This window comes from Homoserinimonas flava (assembly GCF_054969005.1).
Map to the genome: position 1 here is coordinate 443794 of NZ_JBUEQS010000003.1, position 14124 is coordinate 457917.

16 protein-coding genes are annotated in these 14124 nt (G+C 62.0%); 8 read left to right on the plus strand and 8 right to left on the minus strand.

All coding sequences use genetic code 11. The annotated features are described in order from the left end of the window. Window positions 1–84 precede the first annotated feature (84 nt). From trxB to ACY48M_RS10985, 4 genes are all read left to right on the plus strand, one after another. Window positions 85–1065: a thioredoxin-disulfide reductase gene (gene trxB / locus ACY48M_RS10970; RefSeq protein WP_462820322.1), complete on the plus strand. Its 981-nt coding sequence runs from the start codon at window positions 85–87 to the stop codon at window positions 1063–1065. Between the two features lie 34 nt (window positions 1066–1099). Next, window positions 1100–1426 (plus strand): thioredoxin, encoded by a 327-nt coding sequence (gene trxA / locus ACY48M_RS10975; RefSeq protein WP_462820323.1) that lies wholly within the window; start codon window positions 1100–1102, stop codon window positions 1424–1426. 106 nt (window positions 1427–1532) lie between these two features. Then, window positions 1533–2870 carry an aminotransferase-like domain-containing protein gene (locus tag ACY48M_RS10980; RefSeq protein ID WP_462820324.1) on the plus strand — a complete coding sequence of 446 codons (1338 nt, stop codon included), beginning with the start codon at window positions 1533–1535 and terminating at the stop codon, window positions 2868–2870. 39 nt (window positions 2871–2909) lie between these two features. Further along, window positions 2910–3875: a D-alanine--D-alanine ligase family protein gene (locus ACY48M_RS10985; RefSeq protein WP_462820325.1), complete on the plus strand. Its 966-nt coding sequence runs from the start codon at window positions 2910–2912 to the stop codon at window positions 3873–3875. Between the two features lie 92 nt (window positions 3876–3967). Here ACY48M_RS10985 and ACY48M_RS10990 read toward each other — a convergent pair whose 3' ends face one another. From ACY48M_RS10990 to rpmH, 8 genes are all read right to left on the minus strand, one after another. Beyond that, a complete protein-coding gene (locus ACY48M_RS10990) occupies window positions 3968–4933 on the minus strand; it encodes a ParB/RepB/Spo0J family partition protein (RefSeq protein WP_462820326.1) in 966 nt (321 codons plus the stop codon). A gap of 43 nt (window positions 4934–4976) precedes the next feature. Beyond that, a complete protein-coding gene (locus ACY48M_RS10995) occupies window positions 4977–5954 on the minus strand; it encodes a ParA family protein (protein WP_462820327.1) in 978 nt (325 codons plus the stop codon). Between the two features lie 135 nt (window positions 5955–6089). Then, entirely contained in the window at window positions 6090–6719 is a 630-nt protein-coding gene (rsmG, locus tag ACY48M_RS11000; RefSeq protein ID WP_462820328.1) for a 16S rRNA (guanine(527)-N(7))-methyltransferase RsmG, read from the minus strand. Window positions 6720–6740: 21 nt separating this feature from the next. Next, window positions 6741–7211: a Jag family protein gene (locus ACY48M_RS11005; RefSeq protein WP_462820549.1), complete on the minus strand. Its 471-nt coding sequence runs from the start codon at window positions 7209–7211 to the stop codon at window positions 6741–6743. A gap of 60 nt (window positions 7212–7271) precedes the next feature. Continuing rightward, window positions 7272–8216, minus strand: coding sequence for a membrane protein insertase YidC (gene yidC, locus ACY48M_RS11010; protein WP_462820329.1), 945 nt, complete (start codon window positions 8214–8216; stop codon window positions 7272–7274). 9 nt (window positions 8217–8225) lie between these two features. Next, window positions 8226–8603 carry a membrane protein insertion efficiency factor YidD gene (gene yidD, locus ACY48M_RS11015; protein WP_462820330.1) on the minus strand — a complete coding sequence of 126 codons (378 nt, stop codon included), beginning with the start codon at window positions 8601–8603 and terminating at the stop codon, window positions 8226–8228. Between the two features lie 2 nt (window positions 8604–8605). Beyond that, window positions 8606–9082 carry a ribonuclease P protein component gene (gene rnpA / locus ACY48M_RS11020; protein ID WP_462820331.1) on the minus strand — a complete coding sequence of 159 codons (477 nt, stop codon included), beginning with the start codon at window positions 9080–9082 and terminating at the stop codon, window positions 8606–8608. After that, entirely contained in the window at window positions 9021–9158 is a 138-nt protein-coding gene (gene rpmH / locus ACY48M_RS11025; protein WP_010204566.1) for a 50S ribosomal protein L34, read from the minus strand. The genes rnpA and rpmH overlap by 62 nt, the downstream gene beginning before the upstream one ends. Before the next feature lie 290 nt (window positions 9159–9448). Between rpmH and dnaA the strand changes: the two genes are divergently transcribed. From dnaA to ACY48M_RS11045, 4 genes are all read left to right on the plus strand, one after another. After that, complete coding sequence (gene dnaA, locus ACY48M_RS11030) at window positions 9449–10858, plus strand: chromosomal replication initiator protein DnaA (RefSeq protein ID WP_462820332.1); 1410 nt, start codon at window positions 9449–9451, stop codon at window positions 10856–10858. A 387-nt stretch (window positions 10859–11245) separates the two neighbouring features. Continuing rightward, window positions 11246–12394, plus strand: coding sequence for a DNA polymerase III subunit beta (dnaN, locus tag ACY48M_RS11035; protein WP_462820333.1), 1149 nt, complete (start codon window positions 11246–11248; stop codon window positions 12392–12394). 2 nt (window positions 12395–12396) lie between these two features. Further along, a complete protein-coding gene (recF, locus tag ACY48M_RS11040; protein WP_462820334.1) occupies window positions 12397–13569 on the plus strand; it encodes a DNA replication/repair protein RecF in 1173 nt (390 codons plus the stop codon). Continuing rightward, window positions 13562–14071, plus strand: a complete 510-nt coding sequence (locus ACY48M_RS11045) for a DciA family protein (protein ID WP_462820335.1) — start codon at window positions 13562–13564, stop codon at window positions 14069–14071. Before recF ends, ACY48M_RS11045 begins: the two co-directional genes overlap by 8 nt. Window positions 14072–14124 lie beyond the last annotated feature (53 nt).

Genomic DNA, 14124 nt, shown 5'->3' on the forward strand with positions numbered 1-14124 from the left:
GCGAAGGTCACCCAGCGGCCCAGGAATAGTGGCCGAATAGGATGTGTTGTACCGCACACGACATCATCCGAAGGAGGGCGCCCCTTGCGCCAGCTCATCATCATCGGTTCCGGCCCGGCCGGCTACACGGCGGCCATCTACGCTGCCCGCGGCGGCCTTGAGCCCCTGCTCATCGCGAGCTCTGTCGAGGCGGGCGGCGAGCTCATGAAGACGACCGACGTCGAAAACTTCCCGGGGTTCCCCGAGGGAATCATGGGGCCGGACCTCATGGAGAAGTTCCGTGCGCAGGCCGAGAAGTTCGGCACCGAGGTCGTCATGGACGATGTCACCGCGCTCGACCTCGTCGGCGATGTGAAGAAGGTCACGCTCGGCAACGGCGACACCCACGAGGCGCTCGCGGTCATCTTCGCGACGGGTTCGGCCTACCGCAAGCTCGGGCTGCCCGATGAAGACCGCCTGAGCGGCTACGGCGTTTCCTGGTGTGCCACGTGCGACGGATTCTTCTTCCGTCAGAAGACGATCGCGGTCGTCGGCGGCGGCGACTCGGCGATGGAGGAGGCGACCTTCCTCACGAAGTTCGCCGAGAAGGTCTACGTCATCCACCGCAGCGACGAGCTCCGCGCCTCCAAGGCGATGCAGGATCGCGCCCACGCAGACCCCAAGATCGAGTTCGTGTTCAACAAGCGCATCGAGCACATCTACGGCACCGACAGTGTCACGGGTGTCGGCCTCATCGACACGGTCGATGGCAGCGAGTCGACCCTCGACATCCAGGGGCTCTTCATCGCGATCGGCGCCGACCCGCGCACACACCTCGTGCACGGCACCCTCGATCTCACCGAGCACGGCACGATTGCCGTTGAGGGCCGCAGCTCCCGCACCTCCGTGCCAGGGGTGTTCGCTGCCGGCGATGTCGTCGATCCCACCTACCGCCAGGCCATCACGGCCGCCGGTTCCGGCACGGTCGCCGCCCTCGATGCCGAGCACTACCTCGCGGCACTCCCAGCGGCCGCCGGGGTACACGATCCGATTCCGGATGCTCCCCTCGAGACCGCGAACGCCTGATCCGCTTATTCACCAGCCTGAAAGAGAGAATGCAATGTCCAGTGCACGCGAAGTGACCGACGCCACCTTCGAGGCCGAGGTGCTCAATTCCGACAAGCCGATCATGGTCGACTTCTGGGCGGAATGGTGTGGCCCGTGCCGCGCTGTGTCGCCGATCCTCGACCAGATCGCCTCCGAGCACGCCGACAAGCTCCAGATCGTCAAGCTCAACGTCGATGACAACCCTCAGACCGCGATGAAGTACCAGATCACGTCGATCCCGGCGATGAAGGTCTTCAAGGGCGGCGAGGTTGTCAAGACCGTCATCGGTGCGAAGCCGAAGCCGGCGCTCGAGGCTGACCTCGCGGAGTTCCTCGCCTGATCGGCACCATCCCCATCATGACAACGGCCCGCCTGCGTTCGCAGGCGGGCCGTTGTCATCTACGCTGGAGAGTTCCAGCACCAACCTGACACTCACGGGATTCCCTATGGCACCGCACGAACCTTCATCGGGCGGGTCGAGCACGAGATTCGACCCCTGGTATGACCACTATGCCCGCCGCGCGGCGGGGCTCAGTGCATCAGAGGTCCGAGCGCTGTTCGCGGTGGCCTCCCGGCCCGAGGTTGTGTCGCTTGCCGGCGGCATGCCCTTCGTCTCCGCACTGCCACCAGAGCTCGTGACATCCTCGCTCGAACGGGTCATGCGCGACAGCGGCCCGACCGCGCTCCAGTACGGGTCAGGGCAGGGCACCCCTGAGCTTCGCGAGCAGATCCTCGAAGTCATGGCGCTCGAGGGCATCCGGGGGAGCGTCGATGATGTCGTTGTCACGACGGGCTCGCAGCAGGCGCTCGACCTCGTGACCAAGCTGTTTATCGACCCGGGCGACGTTGTCCTCGCCGAGGCGCCGAGCTATGTGGGTGCGATCGGCGTGTTCCGCTCGTATCAGGCCGAGATCGCCCACGTGCTCATGGACGACGACGGGCTCATCCCCGAGGCACTGCGCGAGGCCATTGCGCGGCTCAAGGCCGAGGGCAAGCGCATCAAGTTCCTCTACACGATCCCCACGTTCCACAACCCTGCCGGTGTCACGCTCACGTGGGAGCGCCGTCTTGAGATTCTCGAGATCTGCCGCTCAAACGACATCCTGGTGCTTGAAGACAACCCCTACGGGCTCCTCTACTTCGACACCCCGCCGCCGCACGCGATGCGATCGATCGAGGAGGACGGGGTCATCTACCTCGGCACGTTCTCCAAGACCCTCGCGCCGGGATTCAGGGTCGGATGGGCTCTCGCGCCACACGCGATCCGAGAGAAACTCATTCTCGCTAACGAGTCGGCCATTCTCTGCCCGAGCTCGTTCAGCCAGTTCGCCATCTCCGAGTACCTGCGCAGCGCCGACTGGAAGGGCCAGATCGACACCTTCCGTGACGTGTATCGCGGCCGACGAGACGCCCTCCTCTCCTCACTGCAAGAGCATCTGCCCGAGCTGGAGTGGACGGTGCCGAACGGCGGTTTCTACGTCTGGCTGACGCTGCCGGAGTCACTCGACTCCAAAGAGATGCTGCCCCGCGCCGTCAAAGAGCTCGTCGCCTTCACCCCCGGCACTGCCTTCTATGCCGACGGGGGCGGGCGCCACCACATCCGACTCTCGTTCTGTTACCCGAACGAGGAGACGATCCGCACCGGGGTGCGTCGTCTGACCTCGGTGATCAACGGTGAGCTCGAACTGCTGAAGACCTTCGCATCGTCTGGCCCCGTCGTCACCGGTCAGATGCCGCTCGTTGGCCCAGCCCACGTCACGAGCCCCCCGCCGAACATCAACTAGCCCGTTCCACCCGCCGTTCCACGAAAGAATCTGACGACTATGGACGAGTTCACTCCCAACACCGTGCTGATCCTCGCGGGCGGCATCTCGCATGAGCGCGATGTCTCGCTGCGCTCAGGTCGGCGCATCGCCGATAGCCTCAGCGCACAGGGCATCTCGGTCGAACTTCGCGATCCGGATGCCACGCTCTTCGCCCACATGGAGGCAAGACAGCCCGACGTGGTCTGGCCGGCGCTGCATGGTGCCGGGGGAGAAGATGGCTCGCTGCGCGGCTTGCTCGATTTTGTTGGTGTGCCGTTTGTGGGTTCGCGCGCGGCGGCGTCACGGCTTGCCTGGGACAAACCGACGGCCAAGATTCTTGTCGAGCGCGCGGGAGTGCCGACACCCCGTTCGATCGCCCTCTCCCGTGACACGTTCCGAGACCTCGGCGCCGTGAACGTGCTCGATCGCATCGCGGCCGAGCTCAGTGGACCCGTCGTCGTGAAGCCAGCACAGGGCGGTTCAGCGCAGGGCGTGACAATCGTCGATGAGCCGGCGGGCCTCGCGAACGCGATGGTGCACGCCTATCGATACTGGGATGTTGCGCTCGTCGAGCAAAAGATTGTCGGCACCGAGATTTCGGTGTGCGTCATTGACACGGGCGACGGACCCGTCGCGGTGCCGCCGGTAGAGATCGAGCCAATTTCGGGCTTCTACAGCTTTGAGGCTCGGTACAACGCAGGCGAAACCCGTTTCTATACCCCGGCTCGCATCGCCGATGATGTCGCGGCTCGCGCATCCGAGGTTGCTATCACAGCGCACTCGACACTCGGGCTACGCCACATCTCACGCATCGATCTCATGGTCGACGCCACGGGAACCCCGTTCTTTCTCGAGGCGAGCGTCATGCCTGGGCTCACGGAGACGTCGCTGTTCCCGCGGGCGCTCGAGGTCGCTGGTCACGATGTCGGATGGGCCTACCTCGCGCTCTGCCAGGCTGCAGTGCGCGACGCGAGGTCGAGCTAGAATCCTGATTCTATCGAGCTAAATGCCTGATCAGAGCAATATTCCGAGAATCGAATGCAGCTCTCACGCCGCTCGGCACGCGAGAGCTGAGGCTACTTGAAGCCGGGCTCTCCAAGCTCACCGAGGATCCGGTTGAGGTCGCCAACCGTGGCGAAGTCGATCGCGATGGAACCCTTCGTTGCACCGAGCGAGATCTTGACTCTGGTGTCGAGTCGATCGCCGAGACGCTCCGCGATTTCATCAAGCTGACCCTGGCGCCCGCCCTTGCTGGGCTTCGGGCCTCGCTTCGGCTTCGTCGACACGAGACCAGCGGCAACCTCCGCGGCGCGCACAGAGAGGTCTTCGTTGATGATCTTGTCGGCCAAACGCTCCATCGTCGCGGGGTCGCCAGTCGAGAGGATGGCGCGTGCGTGGCCTGCCGTGAGCACGCCAGCGGCGACGCGCTGCTGCACGCCTTCTGGGAGGCGGAGGAGTCGGATGGTGTTGGTGATCTGCGGGCGTGAGCGACCGATGCGCTCGGCGAGCTGATCTTGTGTGATGCCGAAGTCGGCGAGCAGCTGCTGGTATGCCGACGCTTCTTCGAGTGGATTCAGGTTCGCGCGGTGCAGGTTCTCGAGCAGCGCGTCACGAAGCATCGCGTCGTCCGCGGTGTCTTTGACCACGGCGGGAATCGTTGCCAGGCCCAGGTGCTTGGTGGCCCGGAGCCTGCGCTCACCCATGACGAGCTCGTACTTTGGCCCAGTCGCTTCAGAGCCCGGCAACGGCCGCACCACGATCGGCTGAAGCACGCCAAACTCACGGATCGAGTGGATGAGCTCTTCGAGGTCTTCCTGCACGAACGTGTGTCGCGGTTGTGCCGCGTTCGGCACAATGTCAGCGGGGTCGAGGTTCGCGAGCCGCGCCCCCGGCACAGCCGCAAGGGCATCGTCTGGCGCGTCCTGCTGCACTACTGCCCCAGATGTCGGAAAGAACACGTCAACGGGCCTCGCCGGGGATCCCTCGTCTGTCGGGATGAGGGCCCCGATGCCGCGGCCGAGCCCGGTGCGCTTTGCTGCCATCAGTGTTCCTACTTCTCTGGTGTGGTGTGAGCTTGGGGGAGGGTTACGCGCTCGTCGGTGCTGGGACAGGAGCCCCACGACGCGCAATCTCGGCCGCCGCCTCGAGGTACGAGATTGAGCCCGGTGAATTCGTGTCGTAGCTGATCACGCTCAGACCAAAGCTCGGAGCCTCGGAGATGCGCACGGACCTTGGAATTGGAGTGGTGAGGACCTGCTCCGGAAAGTGCTCCCGCACATCATCGGCGACCTGGTTCGCCAAGTTGGTCCTCGAGTCGTACATGGTCAACAAAATAGTCGAGACAGTGAGCGTTGGGTTGAGGTGTCGCTCAATGAGCTGGATGTTGCTGAGAAGCTGACTGAGCCCTTCGAGCGCGTAGTACTCGCACTGAATCGGGATGAGCACCTCCTGGGCGGCGACGAAGGCGTTAATCGTGAGCAGCCCGAGCGAGGGAGGGCAGTCGATAAAGACGTAGTGAAACAGTTCCGGGCTCTCGGCGAGGAATGTGTCGAGCGCCGAGCGAAGGCGCTGCTCCCTCGCGACAAGCGAGACGAGTTCGATCTCTGCACCGGCGAGATGGATGGTTGCCGGGAGGCAGTACAGCTCGTTTCCCTCGGGGCTCTTCTTGACGACGTCGGCCATCGCCACGTCATTCACGAGGACGTCGTACACGCTGATGGTTTCGGAGCGGTGATCGATTCCGAGCGCGGTCGAGGCGTTTCCCTGCGGGTCAAGGTCAATCACGAGCACCCGAGCACCGTTTCTGGCAAGCGCCGCGGCGAGATTGACTGTCGTCGTGGTCTTGCCAACGCCGCCCTTCTGATTCGCAACTGTGAACACTCGGGTGGCCTCTGGAAGGGGAAGCACCTCTGCCTCGAGTGCACGGCGGCGGCGGGTGATCTCCGAGAGCTCGCGAGCCAGTGGCGTGTCGGAGAATCCACCGAGCGCAGACTTCCCGGCGGGCTTCGCTGGTTCCGTGGCATCGATGGAGCCGTCGCGGTGAATGTCTTCGGGATGTTTCACGTGAAACCTTCTGGTCGATCGGGCCATGGATTCGTAGCCAGCGCAGCGTGCGTCTCGCGACACGAGGAACCGCGGATGCACCGAAAGTGTGGGGCGATGGGTTCGGCCGACGTGCTCTGTGGCGACGTACGCCGATCAGTCCACTGTAGCCCGAAAGACCCTCGTGGGTTCTGTGCCAACGTCGTCTCCGAGCATCAACACCTCCACGTCATGCAGGCGGTGCCTGCGAATGACTTTGGCAGCGGCTTCAATCTCAGAATCGACGCTCGCACCCTTGAAGAACAAGAGCTCGCCCCCCGACTTCATGAGGGGAGCAACGAGTGGAATGAGCTTCGAAAGTGCGCTCACGGCACGGGCGGTTGCCTGATCGAGCCACGGGCTGAGCTCTGCGTCTTCGGCGCGGGAGCGCACGACCTCCACGTTCGTGAGACCGAGCCGAGCCACTTGCTCATTGAGCCAGGCGACACGGCGCTCCATCGGCTCGATGAGCACGAAATCCACGTCTGGACGAGCGATCGCGAGCACAATTCCCGGCAAGCCCGCACCGCTCCCAATATCTCCGACACGACCAGGGCGAAGCAGGGGGGCCATCAGGGCCGAGTTCACGACGTGTCGGGTCCAGAGTCGTGGAAGTTCGAGCGGGCCGATAAGCCCGAGTTCTTCTCCCCGCGAGGCGAGGTCAGCGACGAACTCCCGCGCGACAGGAAGGCGTTCTCCAAAGAGCACCGCGGCAGCTGTGGGTTCCGTCTCGAGATCAGCATTCACTGGCTGATGTTTCACGTGAAACTATGCGCGCGAGATGACGGTGTGGCGATCGCGGCCTTCACCTTCGGACTCGGACGTGAAGCCGCGGTCTGCCACGATGTCGTGGACAAGCTTGCGCTCATACGACGACATCGGAGGAAGCGCGGCCGAGGGGGAGCCTCCCTCGATGCGCTCGATGGCGCGCTCCACAAGCAGGCTGAGTTCCTGCTGGCGAGCCTCACGTGATCCACCGACGTCAAGAATCAAGCGAGAGAAGTTGCCGGTCTTCGTCTGCACGGCGATCCGCGTCAATTCCTGCAACGCAGTGACGGTGTCGGGTTTGGAGAGGATCCGGAGGTCGCTGTGCTGGCTTGATGTCACGGAGAGATAGGCGCGCCCACCCCGCGCGTCGATCTCAATGTCTCCGTCGAGATCGGTGATGTCGAGGAGCTCCTCGATGTAGTCCGCCGCGATGTCGCCCTCTTCATCGAGGTCGACGGTGGGGGAATTCACATCATCAAGCGTGGAAGCCTCTGGTGCGGGGTGTTGAACGGTGTTCTCGGTCACGGGTGCCTACTTCTTTTTCTTCTTGCGGTTCTTGGGGTTGACGGGCTGTTGACGCTGGGCTGGCTTGGGAGCTTCGATGACCGGTGCTTCGTCTTCCATGATGGAGATGCCGCGCCGCTGAGCCCTCTTCGCCATGCGCGCTTCACGAGCGAGCGCCGCTTCTGAGCCGGGGGTCGGCATATTCCGGATGACGATGAACTGCTGCACCATGGTCCAGATGTTCGAGACGAGCCAGTAAAACATGACGCCAAGCGGGAACGTAAAGCCAGAGAAGAGGAAGACGAGGGGAAGCAGGTAGAGCAGGATGCGCTGCTGCTTGAACATCGGGCTGTTCTTCATCTCGGGCGACTGGTTCTTCGACATGATCTGCAGCTGCGTGATGAACTGTGACGCCGTCATGAGCACAACCATGATCGAGGCGAGCACGATCACCGCGATGTTGCCGTCCGCACTGCTGATCGCGAGCCGGAGAGGTGCGCCCCACAGCACCGATTCACCGAACGACGTTGAGAGGGTCTCGTTGAGGAACCCGACACCGACGCCATCGTGCTGGGCGTTCTGCAGCACGGTGAAGAGGCCGAAGAAGATCGGCATCTGAATAAGGAGGGGGAGACAGGAGGCAAGTGGATTGGTGCCGGTCTTCTTGTACAGCTCCATCGTCTCGCGCGACATGGCCTCGCGGGAGAACTGATCCTTCTTTCCCCGATACTTATCCTGGATCTTCTTGAGCTGAGGCGAGACCTCGAGCATGCGGCGCTGGCTCTTGATCTGACGCACGAAGAGGGGGATGAGCAGGGCCCGCACGACGAGGACGAGACCGACAATAGACAACACCCAGGTGGTTCCGTCATCCGCGTCCATCCCGATGGCCGTCCAGAGAGTGTGGAACGCCACAAGGATGGCCTCAATGGCCCACTTGATGGGCCACAGGATGAAGTTGATTACGTCCATTGCGTTGGATCAGACCTTTCGTTGCAGCATGAGATGACGCGTGGGGGAGTGGTCGTGAGGGCTCGACGCAGGATCAGCATCGGTCCTGACGTCGGTCCCGGTAACAAATCCAAAGCGGTTGATGTAGACGCTCCGTCGTGCATGCCGCGGCACATCATCGACCCCGCCGGCAGCCCAAGGGTGACACCGGGCAATCCGAGCCGAGCCGAGCGCAATGCCCTTGAACACACCATGGATACGAATCGCATCGAGGGCGTACGCAGAACATGAGGGGTAGTACCGGCAGACATCGCCGTAGAGGGGAGAAACCACCGCGCGATACACGTGAAGAATCGCGACGCAGCTGTTCCGCGGCAGCAGCAGGGCAAACGTGAGCGTCTTCTTCACCCTCATCCCCTTTGCCTCGCGTCAATGTGCCTAGCTTCGGTCTTCGGTGCGGTCTCGGCCGAAGTGAGGCGATTCACGAGCGAGGTCACGTCATCGTGGAGCTCATGAAAGTTAGCGGATGCCGCAGCTGGGTGAGCCCGAAAGACGAGGTCGAGCGTGCCACCGTTGCGAATCCCACGCTCGACTGATGCGCTGATGGCCTTCAAACGCCGACGTACGCGGTTTCGCACGACCGCGTTGCCGACAGCCTTTGAAACGATGAACCCGAATCTCCAGGTGCTCGACTGTTCGCCAGCAGCCGCGTACGCCGTCATAGTCGCACTCGAGGCGCGCCGACCGCGGCGAACCACGCGTCGATAGTCGGCGGCGCTGACGAGCCGCTCGGCTCGAGCCAGCACCGAACCGGACCGGACGTGGCTAAGCGGAAAGCTCGGTGCGGCCCTTGCGGCGGCGCGCACCGAGGATGGCACGGCCGGCACGGGTCCGCATGCGAAGACGGAAACCGTGCACCTTGGCACGACGGCGGTTGTTCGGCTGGAAGGTTCTCTTGCTCATGATGGGTTCTCCGCGGTGGTGTGAAAAAGTCGATGTCGCGCATCCGTCGGCCCTCGCGAAACCCTGTCGGAGGCGCACGGGATGACGAATTTGCCTGAAGGCAGAAGTCAACTGCTTAAAAATACGTTCTTTCGGCCCCCCGGTCAAACCGTGCCTTCAGTAAACGCACATTATCCACACGAAGAAACGAAGGTTGTGGATGACCCGCCGGGACAAACTAAGGTGGTTCCACTGCACAGCCGGTGGATAACCCTGTGCATAACGTCACGGATTGGGGAGGACAGCGCCGCATGATCGAAGCGAACGATCCGACGCTTGGAGTCTGGCACCGCATCCTGCAGTCACTCCGATCAGATGACCGCATCACCCCGCAGCTCCAGGGTTTCCTCAGCCTCGTCGAACCGCGAGGCATCATGGCCGGGACCCTGTATCTCGAGGTTCCAAACGACCTCACAAGGGGGATGCTCGAGCAGCGCATCCGAATTCCGCTTCTCAATGCGATCGCTGACCTTGACGGCGACGCAAATCTCACCAACTTCGCCATCGTCGTCAACCCGGAGATCTCGCACGTCACGCTCGACCAGAACGACGACACCGACGAGCAACCCATCCTTGAGCCGATTCCGACACCGCCGGCCGCCGAAACCGGGCGCCGGGCCGATTCCCGCCTCAACCCCAAATACAACTTCGACAACTTCGTTATCGGTGGGTCAAACAGGTTCGCTCATGCGGCGGCAGTGGCGGTCGCCGAGGCGCCGGCGAAGGCATACAACCCGCTCTTTATCTATGGGGACTCGGGTCTTGGCAAGACCCATTTGCTCCACGCGATAGGCCACTATGCGGAGAGCCTCTATCCCGGCATCCGCGTGCGGTATGTGAGTTCCGAAGAATTCACGAACGACTTCATTAACTCCATCGCAAACAATCGTGCCTCGGTGTTTCAGTCCCGGTATCGCGACATCGACATCCTCCTCATCGATGACATCCAGTTCCTCCAGGGCAAAGATTCGACGCAGGAGGCCTTCTTCCACACCTTCAACACCCTCCACGATCACAACAAGCAGGTGGTCATCACGAGCGACCTGCCGCCGAAACACCTCACCGGCTTTGAAGATCGGATGCGGTCGCGCTTTGAGTGGGGCCTCATCACCGACGTCCAGGCACCCGATCTCGAGACCCGCATCGCGATTCTCCGCAAGAAGGCACAGAGTGAGCGGCTGCAGGTGCCCGATGACATCCTCGAGTACATGGCGTCAAAAGTGTCGTCCAATATTCGGGAGCTTGAAGGCACACTCATTCGTGTGACGGCGTTCTCGAGCCTCAACAAGACGCCGGTCGATCTCGCACTCGTGCAGACCGTGCTAAAAGACCTCATCACACTCGACGACGACAATGTCATCGCGCCGGTCGAAATCATCAATCACACCGCGGCGTATTTCAAGCTTTCGGTCGACGACCTCTACGGGTCATCGAGATCTCAGGCAATCGCTACGGCGCGGCAGATCGCGATGTATCTCTGTCGCGAGATGACGAACCTGTCACTGCCGAAGATCGGCCAGCTGTTTGGCGGGCGCGACCACACCACGGTGATGTACGCGAACAAGAAGATCACCGAGCTCATGAAAGAGCGCCGATCGATCTACAACCAGGTCACTGAGCTGACGAGCCGCATCAAGCAGAACCACCGCTTCTCGAGCTGATTCGCTGCACCGATTCCGCGACGCGCGCGAATAGCAGAGAGAAACAGAAGTTCACACATGTGGAAACCCTGTGGATAACTGTGAATAACACGCCGCTGGCATGTGGATGAAAAACTCGCGCCTGTGGAAATGCGTCGGATGCACACCCGGATTCTCGGAGTTGTCCGCCCGGGTTCAACAGGGCCCCCACAACTCACACGCTTGTAGTTCCCAACACCTCGCACGCATCGAGCGGGTTATCCACAGTTTCCACACCTGTTAATACTTTTAGATCTCTTAATCAAGAATTGGGGTCCAGATAACCCTTGCGGCGTGGCGGACCGGCGACGCGGTCGCTGTGCCAGTATTAAGCCTCCGGGGTCATCTTCCGCGTCGAAAGGGCATCGCATGAAGTTTCAGGTGAATCGTGACGTTTTCAGCGAGGCCGTCTCGTTTGCCGTGAAACTGCTGCCGCAGCGCACAACCCTTCCGATTCTCAGTGGAATCCTCATTGAAACAACCGACTCCGGCCTTCGGCTTTCGTCGTTCGACTACGAAGTCTCAGCACAGACCGAGATCGATGCAACCGTCGATGAAGCCGGCACGATTCTTGTTTCCGGACGGCTTCTTGCCGATATTGCGAGCCGACTTCCGAACGCCCCGGTGCAGTTCTCGACAGAAGATTCACGCATCTCTGTCGTCTGTGGTTCAGCCAAGTTCACCCTGTTGAGCATGCCGGTCGAGGAGTATCCGACCTTGCCTCAGGTTGCGGAGCAGTCGGGGCTCCTGCCGGCAGATTCCTTCTCGGATGCGGTATCGCAGGTTGCCGTCGCAGCGTCACGCGACGATGTCACACCCGTTATCACCGGTGTGCAGCTCGAAGTCACTGACACGACCCTGAGTCTTGTCGCGACTGACCGGTATCGCGTCGCAGTCCGCGAAATCGACTGGGATTCTGGCGACCGTGACTTTTCAGAGCCGGTCACGGCGTTGGTGCCGGCACGCACGCTGCAGGAGATCGGCAAGACCTTCGGTCACAGCGGCACGATTTCTGTCGCGATCACGAACACCGACGATCGCGAGATCATCGCATTCAGCGCCGATCGCAAGACAGTGACCTCGCTGCTCATCAAAGGAAACTTTCCTCCCGTCAAGCGGCTCTTTCCCGAGCAGGTCGACAACTACGCGGTCATCAACACGGGTGAGCTGATCGAAGCGGTTCGTCGCGTTGCGCTCGTGCTTGAGCGCGAGGCGGCACTTCGCTTCACCTTCACGATCGACGGCCTCACCCTTGAAGCGATCGGCAGTGAACAGGCCCAGGCATCCGAAACCATCGATGCCCACCTACACGGCGGCGACATGGTGGTGTCACTGAAACCCCAGTTTTTGCTCGACGGTCTCGGCGCGGTGCACTCAGAGTTTGTGCGGATCTCGTTCACCCGCACCGAGAATCCCAACAAGCCAGGGCCGGTGCTCATCACGAGCCAGTCGTCTAAAGACCAGCCTGGCGCCGACAACTACAAGTACCTGCTGCAGCCAAACCTGCTGCTTCGCTAGCGTTGTTTGTCAGTCATCTCAGCCTCAGCGACTACAGGAATTACGAGCGTGCGGATGTCACGCTGCACCCCGGCGCCAATCTTTTCGTTGGCAGCAATGGCCAAGGCAAGACCAATCTCGTCGAAGCACTCGGCTATCTGAGCACGCTCGGTTCGCACCGGGTGTCGAATGACCAGGCGCTCATCCGCAAAGATCAGGATGCAGCCATCATCAGGGCGAAGCTGCAGCACGGTGAACGCCAGTTGCTTGTCGAAGTGCAGCTCAACCGCTCGGGGGCGAATAAGGCGCAGGTCAACCGTTCCGCCGTGAAGCCTCGGGAGCTCCCTCGCTATTTTTCGAGCGTGTTGTTTGCTCCAGAAGATCTTGCGCTCGTGCGCGGGGAGCCTTCGGGTCGACGCCGGTTACTCGATGAGCTCCTCGTGTTGCTCTCGCCGAGGTTCGCCGGCATCATCGCGGACTACGACCGAGTGCTCCGCCAGCGCAACACCCTGTTGAAGTCGGCCCGCTCGGCCGGGGTGAAGGGGAATCAGCTCAGCACGCTCGATGTTTGGGATGACCGTCTCGTTGATCTTGGTTCACAACTCATCGAGGCCCGCACGGGTCTTGTTGCGCGGCTACAGCCCGAAGTTGGGGTCGCATACGAGTCAATCGCCGGTGGGGACCATTCGGCAGAACTCGAGAACCGTCTCAGCATCTTCAACGCAAATGATGATGAGCAGGCGGGGGATGACCCGGGAGTCACGGGTGTCGTGACGGCAGAAGAAGCAGCATCCGCATTCCGTACTTCACTCGAGCGGCTTCGCCGCAGTGAATTGGACCGCGCCGTGACATTGGTCGGGCCACATCGCGACGATCTCGTGCTTCGCCTCAATGGGATGCCGGCGCGCGGTTACGCGAGTCACGGTGAATCCTGGTCGTTTGCGCTGTCGCTCAAGCTAGCTTCGGTGCAGGAGCTCCGGCGTGATTCCGCGACGGGGGATCCCGTGCTCATTCTGGATGATGTGTTCGCCGAGCTTGATTCGGCGCGACGGGAGCGACTCGCCGAAGCGGTGGGTGAGGTCGAGCAGGTGCTCATCACCGCCGCTGTGCACGATGACGTTCCGCCAGCGCTCCGGGCGAATACCGTGCGGATCGCGAAGGGCACCATTCTTGACGAAGCGAATCCCGATGACTGACCGGGAGGATCTGCCGCCGCGCGAGCAGGAGCATGTCGAGGTGTATTTGCGCTTTCGCCGAATCTTCGGCGACGGATCTACCCGGTCACGGGATGCGCGGCGCAGGTCAAAAAAAGAACCCGGCGCGAGCGTGCCGTTCGGTGCCGGCCGAGATCCTCGTGGTCTTGGCGAAGTGGTTGATGCCCTCACCGCGAAGCTTGGCTGGAGTTCGCCACTCGCCAAGTCTGAGCTGCTCGCATCGTGGGGGTCGATTGTTGGCCCAGACATGGCCGAGCACACCGATCCGGTTGGCATCGAGGAGGGCACTCTCACGGTGCGGTGCGATTCGACGGCGTGGGCGACGCAGTTGCGACTTATCCGCGGGGAGATTGTGACGCGCATTGCTGAATCATTCCCGGAGGCGGGAGTTGAGTCGGTGCGCTTTCTCGGCCCTGACACCCCTTCTTGGAAACGCGGCCCCAGATCGATCCAGGGGCGCGGTCCTCGCGATACTTACGGGTAACAGGGCAAAACAGTCCGACCGTGGTTTTTTCGTGCCGTAGACGCCGGAATTCG

Coding starts and splice junctions, on each gene's coding strand:
- trxA (WP_462820323.1), top strand. CDS start 1,100: ATGTCCAGTGCACGCGAAGTGACCGACGCCACCTTCGAGGCCGAGGTG.
- ACY48M_RS10980 (WP_462820324.1), top strand. CDS start 1,533: ATGGCACCGCACGAACCTTCATCGGGCGGGTCGAGCACGAGATTCGAC.
- ACY48M_RS10985 (WP_462820325.1), top strand. CDS start 2,910: ATGGACGAGTTCACTCCCAACACCGTGCTGATCCTCGCGGGCGGCATC.
- ACY48M_RS10990 (WP_462820326.1), bottom strand. CDS start 4,933: ATGGCAGCAAAGCGCACCGGGCTCGGCCGCGGCATCGGGGCCCTCATC.
- yidC (WP_462820329.1), bottom strand. CDS start 8,216: ATGGACGTAATCAACTTCATCCTGTGGCCCATCAAGTGGGCCATTGAG.
- rpmH (WP_010204566.1), bottom strand. CDS start 9,158: ATGAGCAAGAGAACCTTCCAGCCGAACAACCGCCGTCGTGCCAAGGTG.
- dnaA (WP_462820332.1), top strand. CDS start 9,449: ATGATCGAAGCGAACGATCCGACGCTTGGAGTCTGGCACCGCATCCTG.
- dnaN (WP_462820333.1), top strand. CDS start 11,246: ATGAAGTTTCAGGTGAATCGTGACGTTTTCAGCGAGGCCGTCTCGTTT.
- ACY48M_RS11045 (WP_462820335.1), top strand. CDS start 13,562: ATGACTGACCGGGAGGATCTGCCGCCGCGCGAGCAGGAGCATGTCGAG.